Origin of the sequence: Streptomyces sp. BR1, from assembly GCF_052373795.1 — a bacterium.
In the GTDB taxonomy this organism is placed as follows: domain Bacteria; phylum Actinomycetota; class Actinomycetes; order Streptomycetales; family Streptomycetaceae; genus Streptomyces.
In genome coordinates this window covers 2868638-2884922 of record NZ_CM126252.1, presented here as the reverse complement: position 1 = coordinate 2884922, position 16285 = coordinate 2868638, and the positions used below count along the sequence as shown (strand labels likewise).

The window sequence follows — 16285 nt, the reverse complement described above, 5'->3', positions numbered from 1 at the left end:
AGACCACGACGGGGTCAGGGACGCCGACCCCGGTCACGCTGACCTGGGACCACGACGGCCTGCGGCCGATGGCCCAGACGGAACGCGTCGGTGAGCCCTCCCAGGAGGCGATCGACGAGCGATTCTTCACCATCGTCACGGACCTGGTGGGCACACCGAGCGAGCTGATCGACGAGCGGGGCGAGATCGCGTGGCGCACGAGGTCGACGCTATGGGGCACGACGACGTGGACGTCATCCGCGACGACCTATACCCCACTCCGGTTCCCGGGTCATTACTTCGACCCGGAGACGGGGCTGCATTACAACTATTTCCGGTATTACGACCCCAGTAGTGCTCAGTACCTGTCCAGCGACCCACTGGGACTGTCGCCCAGCCCGAACCCGACCTCGTACGTCCATAACCCGCATACCTGGTCGGACCCCTGGGGTCTCAGCCCCTGCCGTGAGCTGGGGCTGGGCGAGGGCGCCATGAAGGCGATCAGGAAGCTTGAAAACATAAAGAAAGACCCGGTGGGTGATATCAACTCCGAGCCCAACCACAACCACTACGACGCGGCTCGACGCGAATCGCACGGCGAAGTGGTGGCCCGGAAGGCGGACGGCACCCCGTTCGATCACATAGCCGACCTCACTCAGGCAAGGAATGGCCTCGACAGTGTGCGGCGGGCGCTGGAGGACGAGATGAGGAGACCGTCCGACGGGATGACCTGGCGCGGTCTGGAAGTTCTCGTGAGCAAGCACAAGGAAACCACCCAGATACTTGACCGCTTGAATGGATTTCTCCATTCCATCGGTCATAGATGACGATCGGAGAGGGATATCCGTGAGCAAGGAAATCGACCGGAACAGGTCACTGGAGGAACTGGAGGGCAGTCGGTGGCCGGATCCTCTGGAGGATTCCACCGGTCTCGTCAAGGCGGTGCACCGCCTCAGGCGCCGACCGATCGGATCTCTGGAGGTGGAAGAGCTCAGCCGTCTGATCACTCAGGACGTCGGGCTTCCTTGGCTTATGCCCTTGGCTCTCGGGATCCTGCGTGAAACCGCACCCAACCAGGCGGCCGGCGGGTTCTATGACGACGATCTGTTGTGGTCGGTGCTGACGCGGAAGTCGTCGCTTTGGGAGGCCATGCCTGAGTCGGCGCGCGAGCTGAGGGAAATCCTGGCTGTACTGACCGACCTGTCTTCGTATCTTCAGCCGGAAGCGGATGCCTTCCTCGCCTCCGCGCCGAAGTGACGGGCGCGGCTCGCTCAAGGGTGCATCCTGGTCCGCACCCCGGCAGCCGCGTCTCGGTCCGCATCCCGTGCCAGGACGTGCGCCCGGCCCGCGCCGGGCCGCAGGTGGGTGACGGCGCCCGTGATCCCGACCCGCCGAGGACGAGCCCCGTGCATCCGGCCCTGTGACGTGGGGTACGATCCTCGGCTCGATTGGCCAGGCCGCCGCCCCGTATGGCAGACTGTCGGGGTTGCTCGGTTGAGTGCCGATGCTGCGCGCCTCCCGCCGGGAGGACCGGAAGCGAGTCCCACAGTACTCGTCGCCCCATCTGTCGTACGGCTTCGTCGTGCGGTGGCGCTGGAGCGGACGTACGGGAATCTTCCGGGAAGTGTCAGCGGGGCTCCGGCCAGGCACCCGGTGGGTGTTCTGCCCCCGCTTGCGAGGTCCACGGCCCGCATCCCCTTGGTTGGGAAATCCCGTATGGGATTTCTGCGTAGAGGGAGTGCGACACGCCCGACCGCGTGGGTCGGAGACAGAGTCAGTAGAACCCCCGGGTTCCAGAGCGTTACGAGACAAAGGACTACTAAGTAGCCATGGCGGGACAGAAGATCCGCATCCGGCTCAAGGCCTACGACCACGAGGTCATCGACTCCTCGGCGAAGAAGATCGTCGAGACGGTGACCCGCACTGGTGCGTCGGTCGCGGGCCCGGTGCCGCTCCCCACCGAGAAGAACGTGTACTGCGTCATCAAGTCGCCGCACAAGTACAAGGACTCGCGCGAGCACTTCGAGATGCGCACGCACAAGCGCCTCATCGACATCCTCGACCCCACGCCGAAGACGGTTGACTCGCTTATGCGCCTCGACCTGCCGGCGGGCGTCGACATCGAGATCAAGCTCTGAGGTGACGCGCGAGATGGCAAAGAACATTAAGGGCGTCCTGGGCGAGAAGCTCGGCATGACCCAGGTCTGGGACGAGAACAACCGGGTTGTCCCGGTGACCGTCGTCAAGGCCGGGCCGTGCGTCGTGACCCAGGTCCGCACGAACGACATCGACGGCTACGAGTCGGTCCAGATCGCCTTCGGCGAGATCGACCCGCGCAAGGTGAACAAGCCCCTCAAGGGTCACTTCGCCAAGGCCGACGTCACCCCGCGCCGCCACCTGGTGGAGCTCCGTACCTCCGACGCCAGCGAGTACACGCTCGGCCAGGAGATCACTGCCGAGGTGTTCGAGTCCGGCGTCAAGGTCGACGTCACGGGCAAGAGCAAGGGCAAGGGCTTCGCCGGTGTCATGAAGCGTCACAACTTCAAGGGCCTGGGCGCCGGTCACGGCACCCAGCGCAAGCACCGCTCGCCCGGTTCCATCGGTGGCTGCGCCACCCCTGGCCGTGTGTTCAAGGGCCTCCGCATGGCGGGCCGCATGGGCAACGAGCGTGTGACCACCCAGAACCTGACCGTCCACGCCGTTGACGCGGAGAAGGGTCTGCTGCTCATCAAGGGCGCGGTCCCCGGTCCGAACGGTGGCCTCGTCCTGGTCCGTACCGCGGCCAAGGGGGTTTGAGGAACCGATGAGCACCATTGACATCCTTTCGCCGGCTGGCGACAAGGCCGGGACCGTCGAGCTCCCCGCGGAGATCTTCGACGCCAAGACCAGCGTTCCGCTGATCCACCAGGTCGTCGTCGCTCAGCTCGCGGCTGCCCGCCAGGGCACGCACAAGACCAAGACCCGTGGCGAAGTCCGTGGTGGTGGCAAGAAGCCTTACCGCCAGAAGGGCACCGGCCGCGCCCGTCAGGGCTCGACCCGCGCGCCGCAGTTCGCCGGTGGTGGCGTCGTGCACGGTCCCGTGCCGCGTGACTACTCGCAGCGCACCCCGAAGAAGATGAAGGCCGCCGCCCTGCGCGGTGCCCTCTCGGACCGGGCGCGTCACTCCCGTATCCACGTCGTCACCGGCGTGGTCGAGGGTGGTATCTCCACCAAGGCCGCCAAGACGCTGTTCGGCAAGATCTCGGAGCGCAAGAACCTGCTCCTGGTCGTCGAGCGTGCCGACGAGGCCGCGTGGCTGTCCGCCCGCAACCTGCCCCAGGTGCACATCCTGGAGCCGGGCCAGCTCAACACGTACGACGTGATCGTCTCCGACGACGTGGTCTTCACCAAGGCCGCCTTCGAGTCCTTCGTGTCTGGCCCCCAGACCGCTGAGACCGAAGGGAGCGAGGCCTGATGACTGAGGCCGTCGTCACCAGCAAGACGTTCTCGGACCCGCGCGACCTTCTGATCAAGCCGGTCGTCTCCGAGAAGAGCTACGCGCTTCTTGACGAGAACAAGTACACGTTCATCGTCGCGCCCGGCGCCAACAAGACCCAGATCAAGCAGGCCGTCGAGGCGGTCTTCTCGGTCAAGGTCACCGGGGTCAACACGATCAACCGTCAGGGTAAGCGCAAGCGCACCAAGACCGGTTTCGGCAAGCGTGCCAACACGAAGCGCGCCATCGTGACCCTCGCTGAGGGCGACCGTATCGACATCTTCGGCCAGGCCTCCTAACGGAGCGCCCTGGTCCGAATATCGGACGAGGACTGAGAAATGGGTATCCGCAAGTACAAGCCGACGACTCCGGGCCGTCGTGGCTCCAGCGTCGCCGACTTTGTCGAGATCACGCGGTCCACGCCGGAGAAGTCGCTGGTCCGCCCCCTGCACAGCAAGGGCGGCCGTAACAACACCGGTCGTGTGACCGTCCGCCACCAGGGCGGTGGCCACAAGCGCGCCTACCGAGTGATCGACTTCCGTCGTCACGACAAGGACGGCGTGCCGGCGAAGGTCGCTCACATCGAGTACGACCCCAACCGCACCGCGCGCATCGCGCTCCTGCACTACGCGGACGGCGAGAAGCGCTACATCATCGCCCCCCGTGGCCTGCAGCAGGGCGACCGGATTGAGAACGGCCCGCTGGCCGACATCAAGCCCGGCAACAACCTGGCGCTGCGCAACATCCCGGTCGGTACGACCATCCACGCCATCGAGCTGCGGCCCGGCGGCGGCGCGAAGTTCGCCCGCTCCGCGGGTGCCTCCGTGCAGCTGCTGGCGAAGGAGGGCACCATGGCCCACCTTCGTATGCCTTCCGGTGAGATCCGCCTGGTCGACGCCCGCTGCCGCGCCACGATCGGCGAGGTCGGCAACGCCGAGCAGTCGAACATCAACTGGGGCAAGGCCGGCCGTATGCGCTGGAAGGGCGTTCGCCCGACCGTCCGCGGTGTCGCGATGAACCCGGTTGACCACCCGCACGGTGGTGGTGAGGGCAAGACCTCCGGTGGTCGCCACCCGGTCTCCCCGTGGGGTCAGAAGGAGGGTCGTACTCGCTCGCCGAAGAAGGCATCGAGCAAGTACATCGTCCGCCGCCGCAAGACGAACAAGAAGCGCTAGGAGCGGGTTTAGATGCCGCGCAGTCTCAAGAAGGGGCCCTTCGTCGACGGACACCTCGTAAAGAAGGTGGACGCCCAGAACGAAGCTGGCACCAAGAACGTCATCAAGACCTGGTCCCGTCGCTCGATGATCATCCCGGCCATGCTCGGCCACACGATCGCGGTGCACAACGGCAAGACCCACGTCCCGGTGTTCGTCACCGAGTCGATGGTCGGCCACAAGCTCGGCGAGTTCTCGCCGACTCGCACCTTCCGCGGCCACGTCAAGGACGACCGGAAGTCGAAGCGCCGCTAACGCGGGGTGGAACGACTATGACTTACACCGAAGGGACAACCATGGAAGCCAGGGCCCAGGCGCGGTACATCCGCGTCACGCCCATGAAGGCCCGCCGCGTGGTGGACCTCATCCGTGGCATGGATGCCACGGAGGCTCAGGCGGTCCTGCGTTTCGCCCCGCAGGCCGCGAGCGTGCCGGTTGGCAAGGTGCTGGACAGCGCCATCGCCAACGCCGCGCACAACTACGACCACACGGACGCCTCTTCGCTGTTCATCAGCGAGGCGTTTGTGGACGAGGGTCCGACCCTGAAGCGGTTCCGTCCGCGTGCTCAGGGCCGTGCCTACCGGATCCGTAAGCGGACCAGCCACATCACCGTGGTCGTCAGCAGCAAGGAAGGAACCCGGTAATGGGCCAGAAGGTTAACCCGCATGGGTTCCGGCTCGGCATCACCACGGACTTCAAGTCCCGTTGGTACGCCGACAAGCTGTACAAGGACTACGTCAAGGAAGACGTCGCCATCCGTCGGATGATGACGTCCGGCATGGAGCGCGCCGGCATCTCGAAGGTTGAGATCGAGCGCACCCGTGACCGTGTGCGGGTGGACATCCACACCGCGCGTCCGGGCATCGTCATCGGCCGCCGTGGCGCCGAGGCCGACCGCATCCGCGGCGACCTCGAGAAGCTCACGGGCAAGCAGGTCCAGCTGAACATCCTCGAGGTCAAGAACCCCGAGATGGACGCTCAGCTGGTCGCCCAGGCCGTTGCCGAGCAGCTCTCCTCCCGCGTCTCCTTCCGTCGTGCCATGCGCAAGAGCATGCAGGGCACGATGAAGGCCGGCGCCAAGGGCATCAAGATCCAGTGCGGTGGCCGTCTCGGCGGCGCCGAGATGTCCCGCTCGGAGTTCTACCGCGAGGGCCGTGTGCCCCTGCACACGCTCCGCGCGAACGTGGACTACGGCTTCTTCGAGGCCAAGACGACCTTCGGCCGCATCGGCGTGAAGGTCTGGATCTACAAGGGCGATGTCAAGAACATCGCCGAGGTCCGCGCCGAGAACGCCGCGGCCCGTGCGGGTAACCGCCCGGCCCGTGGTGGCAACGAGCGTCCGGCCGGCCGTGGTGGCCGTGGTGGCGAGCGTGGCGGTCGCGGCCGCAAGCCGCAGCAGGCTGTTGCTGCCGAGGCCCCCAAGGCCGAGGCCGCTGCCGCCGCTCCGGCTGAGAGCACCGGAACGGAGGCCTGACCGACATGCTGATCCCCCGTAGGGTCAAGCACCGCAAGCAGCACCACCCCAAGCGCCGCGGTATGGCCAAGGGTGGTACGACGGTTGCGTTCGGCGAGTACGGCATCCAGGCCCTCACGCCGGCGTACGTGACCAACCGCCAGATCGAGGCGGCTCGTATCGCGATGACCCGCCACATCAAGCGTGGCGGCAAGGTCTGGATCAACATCTACCCGGACCGCCCCCTGACGAAGAAGCCTGCCGAGACCCGCATGGGTTCCGGTAAGGGTTCTCCGGAGTGGTGGGTCGCGAACGTTCACCCGGGCCGGGTGATGTTCGAGCTGTCCTACCCGAACGAGAAGATTGCTCGTGAGGCGCTCACCCGCGCTGCTCACAAGCTCCCGATGAAGTGCCGCATCGTTCGGCGCGAGGCAGGTGAGGCGTGATGTCGGCCGGAACCAAGGCGTCCGAGCTGCGCGAGCTGGGCAACGAGGAGCTCCTCAACAAGCTCCGCGAGGCCAAGGAAGAGCTGTTCAACCTCCGCTTCCAGGCGGCGACGGGCCAGCTCGAAAACCACGGTCGGCTCAAGTCCGTCCGTAAGGACATCGCCCGGATCTACACCCTGATGCGTGAGCGCGAGCTCGGCATCGAGACGGTGGAGAGCGCCTGATGAGCGAGAAGAATGTGACTGAGACGACTGAGCAGCGCGGTTTCCGCAAGACCCGTGAGGGTCTGGTCGTCAGCGACAAGATGGACAAGACCGTCGTCGTCGCTGTCGAGGACCGCGTGAAGCACGCGCTGTACGGCAAGGTCATCCGCCGTACGAACAAGCTCAAGGCGCACGACGAGCAGAACGCTGCCGGTGTCGGCGACCGCGTCCTCATCATGGAGACGCGTCCGCTGTCGGCGAGCAAGCGCTGGCGCATCGTCGAGATCCTCGAGAAGGCCAAGTAATTACTTGAGGGGGTAACCCTTCAAGTCAGTTCCGCCAGGCTCGGCCGGGGCTCTTGTGAGAGAGCCCCGGCCGGGAACCGGCAGACGATCAGGAGATAGACGTGATCCAGCAGGAGTCGCGACTGCGTGTCGCCGACAACACTGGTGCCAAGGAGATCCTTTGCATCCGTGTTCTCGGTGGCTCCGGTCGCCGCTACGCGGGCATCGGTGACGTCATCGTCGCCACCGTCAAGGACGCAATCCCCGGTGGCAACGTGAAGAAGGGCGACGTCGTCAAGGCTGTCGTCGTGCGCACCGTCAAGGAGCGTCGTCGTCAGGACGGCTCGTACATCCGCTTCGACGAGAACGCCGCTGTCATTCTGAAGAACGACGGCGACCCCCGCGGCACCCGCATCTTCGGCCCGGTGGGCCGGGAGCTGCGCGAGAAGAAGTTCATGAAGATCATCTCGCTCGCGCCGGAGGTGCTGTAAGCATGAAGATCAAGAAGGGCGACCTGGTCCAGGTCATCACCGGTAAGGACAAGGGCAAGCAGGGCAAGGTCATCGCGGCCTTCCCCCGCGAGGACCGCGTCCTGGTCGAGGGTGTCAACCGGGTCAAGAAGCACACGAAGGCCGGCCAGACCGCTCGCGGTTCGCAGACCGGCGGCATCGTGACCACCGAGGCCCCGATCCACGTGAGCAACGTTCAGCTCGTCGTGGAGAAGGACGGCAACAAGGTCGTCACGCGTGTCGGTTACCGCTTCGACGACGAGGGCAACAAGGTTCGCGTTGCCAAGCGGACGGGTGAGGACATCTGATGGCTACCACCACCACTCCGCGTCTCAAGACGAAGTACCGCGAGGAGATCGCGGGCAAGCTGCGTGAGGAGTTCTCGTACGAGAACGTCATGCAGATCCCCGGCCTCGTCAAGGTCGTCGTCAACATGGGTGTGGGCGACGCCGCCCGCGACTCCAAGCTGATCGACGGCGCCATCCGCGACCTGACCACGATCACCGGCCAGAAGCCGGCCGTGACGAAGGCCCGGAAGTCCATCGCGCAGTTCAAGCTGCGCGAGGGTCAGCCGATCGGCTGCCACGTCACCCTCCGTGGTGACCGCATGTGGGAGTTCCTGGACCGTACGCTGTCGCTCGCGCTGCCGCGTATCCGTGACTTCCGTGGTCTGTCGCCGAAGCAGTTCGACGGCCGTGGCAACTACACCTTCGGTCTCACGGAGCAGGTCATGTTCCACGAGATCGACCAGGACAAGATCGACCGTACCCGGGGTATGGACATCACCGTGGTCACCACGGCGACCAACGACGCTGAGGGCCGCGCCCTTCTCCGTCACCTCGGCTTCCCGTTCAAGGAGGCGTAAGCGAGATGGCGAAGAAGGCTCTCATCGCGAAGGCTGCCCGTAAGCCCAAGTTCGCTGTGCGCGCGTACACCCGCTGCCAGCGCTGTGGCCGGCCGCACTCCGTGTACCGCAAGTTCGGCCTGTGCCGCGTCTGCCTTCGTGAGATGGCTCACCGTGGCGAGCTGCCGGGCGTGACCAAGAGCTCCTGGTAAACCCCGCAATTTCGGGTTTTTCCGGAGTCTCTCGGTAAGCAAAGGGTGGGCGGAGGCCCATCCCTCCATGGCTTAGGCTAGGAGGGTTGGGCGTCCGCCGCCCGTACGACTTACTACGCCGTAGGTCCCCGCACCGCACCCGTCCCGCCCATGAGTGGGGAGAGGGATGGCGCATACAGGAAACCCCGGCGAGAGAGGCCGAAGGCCAATTCATGACCATGACTGACCCCATCGCAGACATGCTCACGCGTCTGCGTAACGCGAACTCGGCGTACCACGACACCGTCGTGATGCCGCACAGCAAGATCAAGTCGCACATCGCGGAGATCCTCCAGCAGGAGGGCTTCATCACCGGCTGGAAGGTCGAGGACGCCGAGGTCGGCAAGAACCTCGTCCTCGAGCTGAAGTTCGGCCCGAACCGCGAGCGCTCGATCGCCGGCATCAAGCGGATCTCGAAGCCGGGTCTGCGTGTGTACGCGAAGTCCACCAACCTGCCGAAGGTCCTCGGCGGCCTGGGCGTGGCGATCATCTCCACGTCCCACGGTCTCCTGACCGGTCAGCAGGCAGGCAAGAAGGGCGTGGGTGGGGAAGTCCTCGCCTACGTCTGGTAGTCGGGAACGGAGGAAAAGCTAATGTCGCGAATCGGCAAGCTCCCCATCCAGGTTCCCGCTGGTGTGGACGTCACCATCGACGGCCGTACGGTGCACGTGAAGGGCCCCAAGGGCTCCCTCACGCACGCTGTTGCCGCGCCGATCGAGATTGTCAAGGGCGAGGACGGCGTTCTCAACGTCACCCGTCCCAACGACGAGCGTCAGAACAAGGCCCTGCACGGCCTGTCCCGCACGCTGGTGGCGAACATGATCACCGGCGTGACCCAGGGATACGTCAAGGCGCTCGAAATCAGCGGTGTCGGTTACCGCGTCCAGGCGAAGGGCTCCAACCTGGAGTTCGCGCTTGGCTACAGCCACCCGATCACGATCGAGGCGCCCGAAGGCATCTCCTTCAAGGTCGAGTCGCCCACGAAGTTCTCGGTCGAGGGCATCGACAAGCAGAAGGTCGGCGAGGTCGCGGCGAACATCCGCAAGCTGCGGAAGCCCGACCCGTACAAGGCCAAGGGCGTCAAGTACGCCGGCGAGGTCATCCGCCGCAAGGTCGGAAAGGCTGGTAAGTAAGCCATGGCATACGGTGTGAAGATCGCCAAGGGCGACGCTTACAAGCGGGCCGCCAAGGCGCGCCGCCACATCCGCATCCGTAAGAACGTGTCGGGTACGGCGGAGCGTCCGCGTCTCGTCGTGACGCGTTCGAACCGCGGTATCACCGCTCAGGTCATCGACGACATCAAGGGTCACACCGTGGCGTCGGCGTCGACCCTGGACGCTTCGATCCGCGGTGGCGAGGGCGACAAGTCCGCGCAGGCCAAGCAGGTCGGCGCCCTGGTCGCCGAGCGCGCCAAGGCCGCCGGTGTCGAGGCCGTCGTGTTCGACCGTGGTGGCAACAGGTACGCCGGGCGCATTGCCGCTCTGGCTGACGCCGCCCGCGAAGCCGGGCTGAAGTTCTAAGCCCCGGTTCCGGGACTAACGGACGTAACAGAGAGAGGTAAATCCAATGGCTGGACCCCAGCGCCGCGGAAGCGGTGCCGGTGGCGGCGAGCGGCGGGACCGGAAGGGTCGCGACGGTGGCGCTGCCGCCGAGAAGACCGCTTATGTTGAGCGCGTTGTCGCGATCAACCGCGTTGCCAAGGTTGTCAAGGGTGGTCGCCGCTTCAGCTTCACCGCGCTGGTCGTGGTGGGCGACGGTGACGGCACCGTAGGTGTCGGTTACGGCAAGGCCAAGGAAGTTCCCGCGGCCATCGCCAAGGGTGTCGAGGAAGCCAAGAAGAACTTCTTCAAGGTTCCCCGTATCCAGGGCACCATCCCGCACCCGATCCAGGGCGAGAAGGCGGCTGGCGTTGTCCTGCTGAAGCCTGCTTCCCCCGGTACCGGTGTTATCGCCGGTGGCCCGGTGCGCGCCGTTCTGGAGTGCGCCGGCGTTCACGACATCCTGTCGAAGTCGCTCGGCTCCGACAACGCGATCAACATCGTGCACGCGACCGTGGAGGCCCTCAAGGGCCTGCAGCGTCCCGAGGAGATCGCGGCCCGCCGCGGTCTGCCCCTCGAGGACGTCGCCCCCGCGGCTCTGCTTCGTGCGCGTGCCGGGGCGGGTGCGTAATGGCCCGCCTCAAGATCACGCAGACGAAGTCGTACATCGGCAGCAAGCAGAACCACCGCGACACCCTGCGTTCGCTCGGGCTCAAGCGCCTGAACGACACGGTTGTCAAGGAGGACCGTCCCGAGTTCCGCGGCATGGTGCACACCGTCCGCCACCTCGTGACGGTTGAGGAGGTCGACTGACATGGCGGAGAACTCCCCGCTGAAGGCCCACAACCTCCGCCCTGCCCCGGGTGCCAAGACCGCCAAGACCCGTGTGGGTCGTGGTGAGGCGTCCAAGGGTAAGACCGCGGGTCGTGGTACCAAGGGCACGAAGGCCCGCTACCAGGTTCCGGAGCGCTTCGAGGGTGGGCAGATGCCCCTCCACATGCGTCTCCCGAAGCTGAAGGGCTTCAAGAACCCCTTCCGCACCGAGTTCCAGGTCGTGAACCTGGACAAGCTCGGCGCCCTCTACCCCGAGGGTGGCGAAGTCACCGTTGCCGACCTGGTCGCCAAGGGTGCCGTGCGCAAGAACAGCCTCGTCAAGGTCCTGGGCCAGGGCGAGATCTCCGTGGCGCTGCAGGTGACGGTCGACGCCGTCTCCGGCTCCGCCAAGGAGAAGATTGCCGCCGCCGGCGGCACCGTCACCGAGCTCGTCTGAGACAGCTCGTTGGCCTGAACATCCGACCGGGGATGCCTCTGAATTGGGGCATCCCCGGTTGGTCGTTCCTAGGGGGGCAGGGTCGCCGGTAAGGTGGCGTGCACTGTCTAAGTTTCCGTGCGGTATGCCCGCCCGGTTCCTCTGACTCATTCCTATCCGTCGAACCTCAAGACCGTCACCCTTGACGCACGTAGCGCGGGGGTCGCAGGAGGCACCGTGCTCACCGCGTTCGCCCAGGCGTTCAAGACGCCTGACCTGCGCAAGAAGCTGCTCTTCACGCTCGGCATCATCGTGCTGTACCGGATGGGGACGCACATCCCGATCCCCGGGGTGGACTACAAGAACGTACAGGTGTGCGTCGACCAGGCGAAGTCGGGCAACAGCCTCTTCGGCCTGGTCAACATGTTCAGCGGTGGTGCCCTGCTCCAGATCACGATCTTCGCGCTGGGCATCATGCCGTACATCACGGCGAGCATCATTCTGCAGCTGCTGACCGTGGTGATCCCGCGTCTGGAAGCCCTCAAGAAGGAGGGGCAGGCGGGCACGGCCAAGATCACGCAGTACACGCGTTATCTGACGGTCGCCCTCGCCATCCTCCAGGGCACCGGCCTGGTGGCCACCGCACGCTCGGGCGCGCTGTTCAGCGGCTGCCAGGTGGCCAGCGAGATCGTGCCGAACCGGTCGATCTTCACCACCATCACGATGGTCATCACGATGACCGCCGGCACCGCCGCCGTCATGTGGCTCGGTGAGCTCATCACCGACCGCGGTATCGGCAACGGCATGTCGATCCTGATGTTCATCTCGATCGCCTCCAGCTTCCCGACCTCGCTGTGGGCCATCAAGACGCAGGGCCACCTCGCCCAGGGCTGGATCGAGTTCGGCACTGTCATCCTGGTCGGCCTGGTCATGGTCGCCCTGGTGGTCTTCGTAGAGCAGGCCCAGCGCCGCATCCCGGTGCAGTACGCGAAGCGCATGATCGGCCGCAGGTCGTACGGCGGAACCTCGACGTACATCCCGCTGAAGGTCAACCAGGCGGGTGTGATTCCCGTCATCTTCGCGTCGTCGCTGCTCTACATCCCGGCGCTGGTCGTCCAGTTCTCCAACTCCACTGCGGGCTGGGCGATCTGGATCAAGGACAACTTCGTCAAGGGCGACCACCCCTACTACATCGTCAGCTACTTCCTCCTCATCGTGTTCTTCGCCTTCTTCTATGTGGCGATCTCGTTCAACCCCGAGGAAGTCGCCGACAACATGAAGAAGTATGGTGGCTTCATCCCGGGTATCCGGGCTGGTCGACCTACTGCTGAGTACCTGAGCTACGTGCTCAACCGGATCACCTGGCCGGGGTCGCTGTATCTGGGACTGATCGCGCTCGTACCGACGATGGCGTTGGTGATCTTCGGGGCCAACCAGAGCTTCCCGCTGGGCGGGACAAGCATCCTCATCATCGTGGGTGTGGGTCTGGAGACCGTGAAGCAGATCGAGAGCCAGCTCCAGCAGCGCAATTACGAAGGGTTCCTCCGCTGATGCGAATCGTCCTCGTCGGACCGCCCGGTGCCGGCAAGGGAACGCAGGCCGCGTTCCTTGCCAAGAACCTGGCGATCCCGCACATCTCCACGGGCGACCTCTTCCGTGCCAACATCAGTCAGGGCACGGAGCTGGGCAAGCAGGCCAAGGCGTACATGGACGCTGGCAACCTGGTGCCCGACGAGGTCACCATCGGGATGGCCAAGGACCGCATGGCCCAGCCGGACGCCGAGAACGGCTTCCTTCTGGACGGCTTCCCGCGCAACGTCGTCCAGGCCGAGGCCCTGGACGAGGCGCTGAAGACGGACGGCGTGAAGCTGGACGCCGTTCTCGACCTCGAAGTACCCGAGGACGAGGTCGTGAAGCGGATCGCCGGCCGGCGCATCTGCCGCACCGACTCCGCCCACGTGTTCCACGTCGCCTACAACGCGCCCAAGGCCGAGGGCGTCTGCGACGCCTGCGGCGGCGAGCTCTACCAGCGCGCCGACGACACCGAGGACACCGTCCGCAAGCGCCTTGAGGTCTACCACAGCGAGACCGAGCCGATCATCGACTACTACCGGGCCCAGAGCCTGGTCGTGACGATCTCCGCGCTCGGCAAGGTCGACGAGGTCACGGAGCGCGCGATGGAAGCGCTGCGCGCCGAGAAGACCGCCTGACGCCACCTGCCTTTCCAGGCTCACGGCCGCGCTGCCCGCACCGGGCATCGCGGCCGTTGCCGTACCCGGGCGCGGGTGGCCGTATCGTTGACGTACCCCTGTATCCGTTTCAGAAAGGCGTCAGCCGCCATGGTGGAGATCAAGACCCCCGAGCAGATCGCGAAGATGCGCGAGGCGGGCCTGGTCGTCGCCGCGATCCACGCGGCCACGCGTGAGGCGGCGGTGCCCGGGTCCACGACCAGGGACCTGGACGAGGTCGCCCGCAAGGTGATCGCCGAGCACGGCGCCAAGTCGAACTTCCTGGGGTACGGCGGCTTCCCCGCCACCATCTGCACCTCGGTCAACGAGGTCGTCGTCCACGGCATCCCGGACGACAAGACCGTCCTGAAGGACGGCGACATCATCTCCATCGACGCGGGCGCGATCATCGACGGCTGGCACGGCGACGCGGCGTTCACCGCCTTCGTCGGCTCCGGTCACGCCCCGGAGCTGCTGGAGCTCTCCCGGGTGACCGAGGAGTCGATGTGGGCCGGCCTCGCGGCGGTGAAGAAGGGCAACCGCCTGGTGGACATCTCCCGTGCGATCGAGGGCTACATCCGCCGCCAGCCCCGCCCCTCGACCGGCAAGTACGGGATCATCGAGGAGTACGGTGGCCACGGCATCGGCTCCGAGATGCACATGGACCCGCACCTGCTGAACTACGTGGACAAGCGCCGTCTGCTCGGCCGCCACAACCCGAAGCTGGTCCCGGGCTTCTGCCTGGCCATCGAGCCGATGGTCTCGCTCGGCACCCCGCGCACCGAGGTGCTTGAGGACGACTGGACCGTGATCACCACGGACGGCACCTGGTCCTCGCACTGGGAGCACTCGATCGCGCTGACCGAGGCGGGCCCGATCGTCCTGACCTCCCCGGACTGCGGCAAGGCGAAGCTGGCGGAGTACGGCGTCACGACGGCCCCGGACCCGCTGGGCTGACCGGTCCTGGGCGGGCCGCTTAACGATCTACGCTTGAGGGCAAACTCCACTGATTCGTCTTTTCGGGTGCCCTGACGTAGACTGATGCGTCGGCTCTCGTGTACCCGTGTGTCCGCACACGATCGCGGGAGTCGATCAAGGTAGCCGATTCGAAAGGCGAAGCGTGGCCAAGAAGCAAGGTGCCATCGAAATCGAGGGCACCGTGATCGAGTCCCTCCCGAACGCCATGTTCAAGGTGGAGCTCCAGAACGGTCACAAGGTCCTCGCGCACATCAGCGGCAAGATGCGGATGCACTACATCCGTATCCTCCCGGATGACCGGGTCGTCGTGGAGCTCTCTCCGTACGACCTGACGCGTGGCCGGATCGTCTACCGGTACAAGTAGATCTCACGACCCGGAGAACCTGAATCCAATGAAGGTCAAGCCGAGCGTCAAGAAGATCTGCGACAAGTGCAAGGTGATCCGCCGTCACGGCCGGGTCATGGTCATCTGCGACAACCTGCGCCACAAGCAGCGCCAGGGCTGACGCACGCCGACCGACCTGCATTTACGCAGTTCTTCGCGCGACGCAAGCAAAAACGTACATACGCAGATCCCGCCCAGCCCACACAGGGTCGGCGACACCTCCGGCGGGGGCCGGGGACCCGATACGTACCTAGTACGGCGGTCGGGAGTGGTTCTGCGGAAGACCCCCGAACACACAGGAGCCATTGAATGGCACGCGTTTCCGGTGTTGACATCCCGCGCGAAAAGCGTGTGGAGATCGCACTCACCTACGTCTTCGGTATCGGGCGCACCCGGTCCAAGGAGATCCTCTCCTCCACCGGCGTGAACCCGAACACCCGCGTTCGTGACCTGGCCGAAGAGGACCTGGTCAAGATCCGCGAGTACGTGGACGCCAACCTCCGCACCGAGGGTGACCTCCGCCGCGAGATCCAGGCCGACATCCGCCGCAAGGTCGAGATCGGCTGCTACCAGGGTCTGCGTCACCGTCGTGGCCTGCCGGTCCACGGTCAGCGCACCAGCACGAACGCCCGTACCCGCAAGGGCCCGCGTCGCGCCATCGCCGGTAAGAAGAAGCCGGGCAAGAAGTAGTCCTCAGCGGACGCTTGACCACACGGTCTTCGCTGTAGGACCGACCACCTCCCGTAGGAGTAATAGATGCCCCCCAAGGGTCGTCAGGGCGCTGCCAAGAAGGTGCGCCGCAAGGAAAAGAAGAACGTCGCTCACGGGCACGCCCACATCAAGAGCACGTTCAACAACACGATCGTCTCGATCACGGACCCCGCGGGCAACGTGATCTCCTGGGCGTCCGCCGGCCACGTCGGCTTCAAGGGCTCCCGCAAGTCGACTCCGTTCGCCGCGCAGATGGCCGCCGAGTCGGCCGCCCGCCGCGCGCAGGAGCACGGCATGCGCAAGGTCGACGTCTTCGTCAAGGGCCCGGGCTCCGGCCGCGAGACCGCGATCCGCTCCCTCCAGGCCACCGGCCTTGAGGTCGGCTCGATCCAGGACGTCACCCCGACGCCGCACAACGGCTGCCGTCCGCCGAAGCGCCGCCGCGTCTGACGCACGGCTGCTTCAAGGATTGCCTTGAGGTTTCGGGCGGTACGGCTCTTCGGGGCGGTACCGCCCGTACCCTTGCAGTACGCAGTAA

General features: G+C 65.6%; 29 protein-coding genes and 1 pseudogene. All 30 read left to right on the top strand.

Annotated elements, in window-relative coordinates:
• Positions 1-101: 101 nt before the first annotated feature.
• Positions 102-806, top strand: a pseudogene (locus ACT1U9_RS12365) (polymorphic toxin type 28 domain-containing protein); the annotation flags it as partial.
• Positions 807-825: 19 nt separating this feature from the next.
• The gene (locus ACT1U9_RS12360) at positions 826-1236 is read left to right on the top strand and encodes a contact-dependent growth inhibition system immunity protein (protein ID WP_444538369.1); all 411 of its coding nucleotides are present in this window, start codon (positions 826-828) and stop codon (positions 1234-1236) included.
• A 572-nt stretch (positions 1237-1808) separates the two neighbouring features.
• Positions 1809-2117, top strand: coding sequence for a 30S ribosomal protein S10 (gene rpsJ / locus ACT1U9_RS12355; protein ID WP_003948644.1), 309 nt, complete (start codon positions 1809-1811; stop codon positions 2115-2117).
• Between the two features lie 13 nt (positions 2118-2130).
• On the top strand, positions 2131-2775 hold the full coding sequence (gene rplC, locus ACT1U9_RS12350; RefSeq protein WP_444538368.1) for a 50S ribosomal protein L3: 645 nt from the start codon (positions 2131-2133) through the stop codon (positions 2773-2775).
• 7 nt (positions 2776-2782) lie between these two features.
• Positions 2783-3433 (top strand): 50S ribosomal protein L4, encoded by a 651-nt coding sequence (gene rplD, locus ACT1U9_RS12345; protein ID WP_444538367.1) that lies wholly within the window; start codon positions 2783-2785, stop codon positions 3431-3433.
• On the top strand, positions 3433-3753 hold the full coding sequence (gene rplW, locus ACT1U9_RS12340) for a 50S ribosomal protein L23 (RefSeq protein ID WP_444538366.1): 321 nt from the start codon (positions 3433-3435) through the stop codon (positions 3751-3753). The genes rplD and rplW overlap by 1 nt, the downstream gene beginning before the upstream one ends.
• 39 nt (positions 3754-3792) lie before the next feature.
• The gene (rplB, locus tag ACT1U9_RS12335) at positions 3793-4629 is read left to right on the top strand and encodes a 50S ribosomal protein L2 (RefSeq protein WP_444538365.1); all 837 of its coding nucleotides are present in this window, start codon (positions 3793-3795) and stop codon (positions 4627-4629) included.
• A gap of 12 nt (positions 4630-4641) precedes the next feature.
• Positions 4642-4923 carry a 30S ribosomal protein S19 gene (rpsS, locus tag ACT1U9_RS12330; RefSeq protein ID WP_030154697.1) on the top strand — a complete coding sequence of 94 codons (282 nt, stop codon included), beginning with the start codon at positions 4642-4644 and terminating at the stop codon, positions 4921-4923.
• 41 nt (positions 4924-4964) lie between these two features.
• Positions 4965-5312 (top strand): 50S ribosomal protein L22, encoded by a 348-nt coding sequence (gene rplV / locus ACT1U9_RS12325; RefSeq protein ID WP_030359020.1) that lies wholly within the window; start codon positions 4965-4967, stop codon positions 5310-5312.
• Positions 5312-6142, top strand: coding sequence for a 30S ribosomal protein S3 (gene rpsC, locus ACT1U9_RS12320; protein ID WP_101389601.1), 831 nt, complete (start codon positions 5312-5314; stop codon positions 6140-6142). Before rplV ends, rpsC begins: the two co-directional genes overlap by 1 nt.
• A 5-nt stretch (positions 6143-6147) precedes the next feature.
• A complete protein-coding gene (gene rplP / locus ACT1U9_RS12315) occupies positions 6148-6567 on the top strand; it encodes a 50S ribosomal protein L16 (RefSeq protein ID WP_053727610.1) in 420 nt (139 codons plus the stop codon).
• Positions 6567-6791 (top strand): 50S ribosomal protein L29, encoded by a 225-nt coding sequence (gene rpmC, locus ACT1U9_RS12310; protein ID WP_015035581.1) that lies wholly within the window; start codon positions 6567-6569, stop codon positions 6789-6791. The genes rplP and rpmC overlap by 1 nt, the downstream gene beginning before the upstream one ends.
• Positions 6791-7075 carry a 30S ribosomal protein S17 gene (gene rpsQ, locus ACT1U9_RS12305; RefSeq protein ID WP_008739702.1) on the top strand — a complete coding sequence of 95 codons (285 nt, stop codon included), beginning with the start codon at positions 6791-6793 and terminating at the stop codon, positions 7073-7075. Before rpmC ends, rpsQ begins: the two co-directional genes overlap by 1 nt.
• Before the next feature lie 101 nt (positions 7076-7176).
• Complete coding sequence (gene rplN, locus ACT1U9_RS12300) at positions 7177-7545, top strand: 50S ribosomal protein L14 (RefSeq protein ID WP_053727611.1); 369 nt, start codon at positions 7177-7179, stop codon at positions 7543-7545.
• A gap of 2 nt (positions 7546-7547) precedes the next feature.
• Positions 7548-7871 (top strand): 50S ribosomal protein L24, encoded by a 324-nt coding sequence (gene rplX, locus ACT1U9_RS12295; RefSeq protein ID WP_067163164.1) that lies wholly within the window; start codon positions 7548-7550, stop codon positions 7869-7871.
• On the top strand, positions 7871-8428 hold the full coding sequence (gene rplE / locus ACT1U9_RS12290) for a 50S ribosomal protein L5 (RefSeq protein WP_067163167.1): 558 nt from the start codon (positions 7871-7873) through the stop codon (positions 8426-8428). The genes rplX and rplE overlap by 1 nt, the downstream gene beginning before the upstream one ends.
• A 5-nt stretch (positions 8429-8433) precedes the next feature.
• Entirely contained in the window at positions 8434-8619 is a 186-nt protein-coding gene (locus ACT1U9_RS12285; protein WP_004571834.1) for a type Z 30S ribosomal protein S14, read from the top strand.
• 212 nt (positions 8620-8831) lie between these two features.
• Positions 8832-9230, top strand: a complete 399-nt coding sequence (gene rpsH / locus ACT1U9_RS12280; protein WP_067163170.1) for a 30S ribosomal protein S8 — start codon at positions 8832-8834, stop codon at positions 9228-9230.
• A 21-nt stretch (positions 9231-9251) separates the two neighbouring features.
• Entirely contained in the window at positions 9252-9791 is a 540-nt protein-coding gene (rplF, locus tag ACT1U9_RS12275) for a 50S ribosomal protein L6 (RefSeq protein ID WP_188276382.1), read from the top strand.
• 3 nt (positions 9792-9794) lie between these two features.
• Complete coding sequence (gene rplR / locus ACT1U9_RS12270) at positions 9795-10178, top strand: 50S ribosomal protein L18 (RefSeq protein WP_444538364.1); 384 nt, start codon at positions 9795-9797, stop codon at positions 10176-10178.
• Between the two features lie 46 nt (positions 10179-10224).
• Positions 10225-10827: a 30S ribosomal protein S5 gene (gene rpsE, locus ACT1U9_RS12265; RefSeq protein WP_015035588.1), complete on the top strand. Its 603-nt coding sequence runs from the start codon at positions 10225-10227 to the stop codon at positions 10825-10827.
• Complete coding sequence (gene rpmD / locus ACT1U9_RS12260; protein WP_007826007.1) at positions 10827-11009, top strand: 50S ribosomal protein L30; 183 nt, start codon at positions 10827-10829, stop codon at positions 11007-11009. The genes rpsE and rpmD overlap by 1 nt, the downstream gene beginning before the upstream one ends.
• A 1-nt stretch (position 11010) precedes the next feature.
• Complete coding sequence (rplO, locus tag ACT1U9_RS12255) at positions 11011-11466, top strand: 50S ribosomal protein L15 (RefSeq protein WP_361430787.1); 456 nt, start codon at positions 11011-11013, stop codon at positions 11464-11466.
• Positions 11467-11682: 216 nt separating this feature from the next.
• The gene (gene secY / locus ACT1U9_RS12250; protein WP_444538363.1) at positions 11683-12996 is read left to right on the top strand and encodes a preprotein translocase subunit SecY; all 1314 of its coding nucleotides are present in this window, start codon (positions 11683-11685) and stop codon (positions 12994-12996) included.
• Positions 12996-13655, top strand: a complete 660-nt coding sequence (locus ACT1U9_RS12245) for an adenylate kinase (protein ID WP_444538362.1) — start codon at positions 12996-12998, stop codon at positions 13653-13655. Before secY ends, ACT1U9_RS12245 begins: the two co-directional genes overlap by 1 nt.
• Positions 13656-13784: 129 nt before the next feature.
• Positions 13785-14630, top strand: coding sequence for a type I methionyl aminopeptidase (gene map, locus ACT1U9_RS12240; protein ID WP_444538361.1), 846 nt, complete (start codon positions 13785-13787; stop codon positions 14628-14630).
• Positions 14631-14793: 163 nt separating this feature from the next.
• Positions 14794-15015: a translation initiation factor IF-1 gene (infA, locus tag ACT1U9_RS12235; RefSeq protein ID WP_003956442.1), complete on the top strand. Its 222-nt coding sequence runs from the start codon at positions 14794-14796 to the stop codon at positions 15013-15015.
• A gap of 28 nt (positions 15016-15043) precedes the next feature.
• Positions 15044-15157 carry a 50S ribosomal protein L36 gene (gene rpmJ, locus ACT1U9_RS12230; RefSeq protein ID WP_003956441.1) on the top strand — a complete coding sequence of 38 codons (114 nt, stop codon included), beginning with the start codon at positions 15044-15046 and terminating at the stop codon, positions 15155-15157.
• A gap of 188 nt (positions 15158-15345) precedes the next feature.
• A complete protein-coding gene (rpsM, locus tag ACT1U9_RS12225) occupies positions 15346-15726 on the top strand; it encodes a 30S ribosomal protein S13 (RefSeq protein WP_101389611.1) in 381 nt (126 codons plus the stop codon).
• A 66-nt stretch (positions 15727-15792) separates the two neighbouring features.
• Positions 15793-16197 (top strand): 30S ribosomal protein S11, encoded by a 405-nt coding sequence (gene rpsK, locus ACT1U9_RS12220; protein ID WP_006376016.1) that lies wholly within the window; start codon positions 15793-15795, stop codon positions 16195-16197.
• Positions 16198-16285 lie beyond the last annotated feature (88 nt).

What these genes read in the sequence shown, in the direction of transcription:
- rplP (WP_053727610.1), top strand. Translation starts at nt 6,148, where the DNA reads ATGCTGATCCCCCGTAGGGTCAAGCACCGCAAGCAGCACCACCCCAAG.
- rplR (WP_444538364.1), top strand. Translation starts at nt 9,795, where the DNA reads ATGGCATACGGTGTGAAGATCGCCAAGGGCGACGCTTACAAGCGGGCC.
- ACT1U9_RS12245 (WP_444538362.1), top strand. Translation starts at nt 12,996, where the DNA reads ATGCGAATCGTCCTCGTCGGACCGCCCGGTGCCGGCAAGGGAACGCAG.
- ACT1U9_RS12285 (WP_004571834.1), top strand. Translation starts at nt 8,434, where the DNA reads ATGGCGAAGAAGGCTCTCATCGCGAAGGCTGCCCGTAAGCCCAAGTTC.
- rpmD (WP_007826007.1), top strand. Translation starts at nt 10,827, where the DNA reads ATGGCCCGCCTCAAGATCACGCAGACGAAGTCGTACATCGGCAGCAAG.
- rpsM (WP_101389611.1), top strand. Translation starts at nt 15,346, where the DNA reads ATGGCACGCGTTTCCGGTGTTGACATCCCGCGCGAAAAGCGTGTGGAG.
- rplX (WP_067163164.1), top strand. Translation starts at nt 7,548, where the DNA reads ATGAAGATCAAGAAGGGCGACCTGGTCCAGGTCATCACCGGTAAGGAC.
- rpsE (WP_015035588.1), top strand. Translation starts at nt 10,225, where the DNA reads ATGGCTGGACCCCAGCGCCGCGGAAGCGGTGCCGGTGGCGGCGAGCGG.
- rpsQ (WP_008739702.1), top strand. Translation starts at nt 6,791, where the DNA reads ATGAGCGAGAAGAATGTGACTGAGACGACTGAGCAGCGCGGTTTCCGC.
- rplW (WP_444538366.1), top strand. Translation starts at nt 3,433, where the DNA reads ATGACTGAGGCCGTCGTCACCAGCAAGACGTTCTCGGACCCGCGCGAC.
- rpsJ (WP_003948644.1), top strand. Translation starts at nt 1,809, where the DNA reads ATGGCGGGACAGAAGATCCGCATCCGGCTCAAGGCCTACGACCACGAG.
- map (WP_444538361.1), top strand. Translation starts at nt 13,785, where the DNA reads ATGGTGGAGATCAAGACCCCCGAGCAGATCGCGAAGATGCGCGAGGCG.
- rpmJ (WP_003956441.1), top strand. Translation starts at nt 15,044, where the DNA reads ATGAAGGTCAAGCCGAGCGTCAAGAAGATCTGCGACAAGTGCAAGGTG.
- rpsK (WP_006376016.1), top strand. Translation starts at nt 15,793, where the DNA reads ATGCCCCCCAAGGGTCGTCAGGGCGCTGCCAAGAAGGTGCGCCGCAAG.
- rplD (WP_444538367.1), top strand. Translation starts at nt 2,783, where the DNA reads ATGAGCACCATTGACATCCTTTCGCCGGCTGGCGACAAGGCCGGGACC.
- rplO (WP_361430787.1), top strand. Translation starts at nt 11,011, where the DNA reads ATGGCGGAGAACTCCCCGCTGAAGGCCCACAACCTCCGCCCTGCCCCG.
- rplF (WP_188276382.1), top strand. Translation starts at nt 9,252, where the DNA reads ATGTCGCGAATCGGCAAGCTCCCCATCCAGGTTCCCGCTGGTGTGGAC.
- rpsH (WP_067163170.1), top strand. Translation starts at nt 8,832, where the DNA reads ATGACCATGACTGACCCCATCGCAGACATGCTCACGCGTCTGCGTAAC.
- rplE (WP_067163167.1), top strand. Translation starts at nt 7,871, where the DNA reads ATGGCTACCACCACCACTCCGCGTCTCAAGACGAAGTACCGCGAGGAG.
- rplB (WP_444538365.1), top strand. Translation starts at nt 3,793, where the DNA reads ATGGGTATCCGCAAGTACAAGCCGACGACTCCGGGCCGTCGTGGCTCC.
- rpmC (WP_015035581.1), top strand. Translation starts at nt 6,567, where the DNA reads ATGTCGGCCGGAACCAAGGCGTCCGAGCTGCGCGAGCTGGGCAACGAG.
- rpsS (WP_030154697.1), top strand. Translation starts at nt 4,642, where the DNA reads ATGCCGCGCAGTCTCAAGAAGGGGCCCTTCGTCGACGGACACCTCGTA.
- rplC (WP_444538368.1), top strand. Translation starts at nt 2,131, where the DNA reads ATGGCAAAGAACATTAAGGGCGTCCTGGGCGAGAAGCTCGGCATGACC.
- rplV (WP_030359020.1), top strand. Translation starts at nt 4,965, where the DNA reads ATGGAAGCCAGGGCCCAGGCGCGGTACATCCGCGTCACGCCCATGAAG.
- rpsC (WP_101389601.1), top strand. Translation starts at nt 5,312, where the DNA reads ATGGGCCAGAAGGTTAACCCGCATGGGTTCCGGCTCGGCATCACCACG.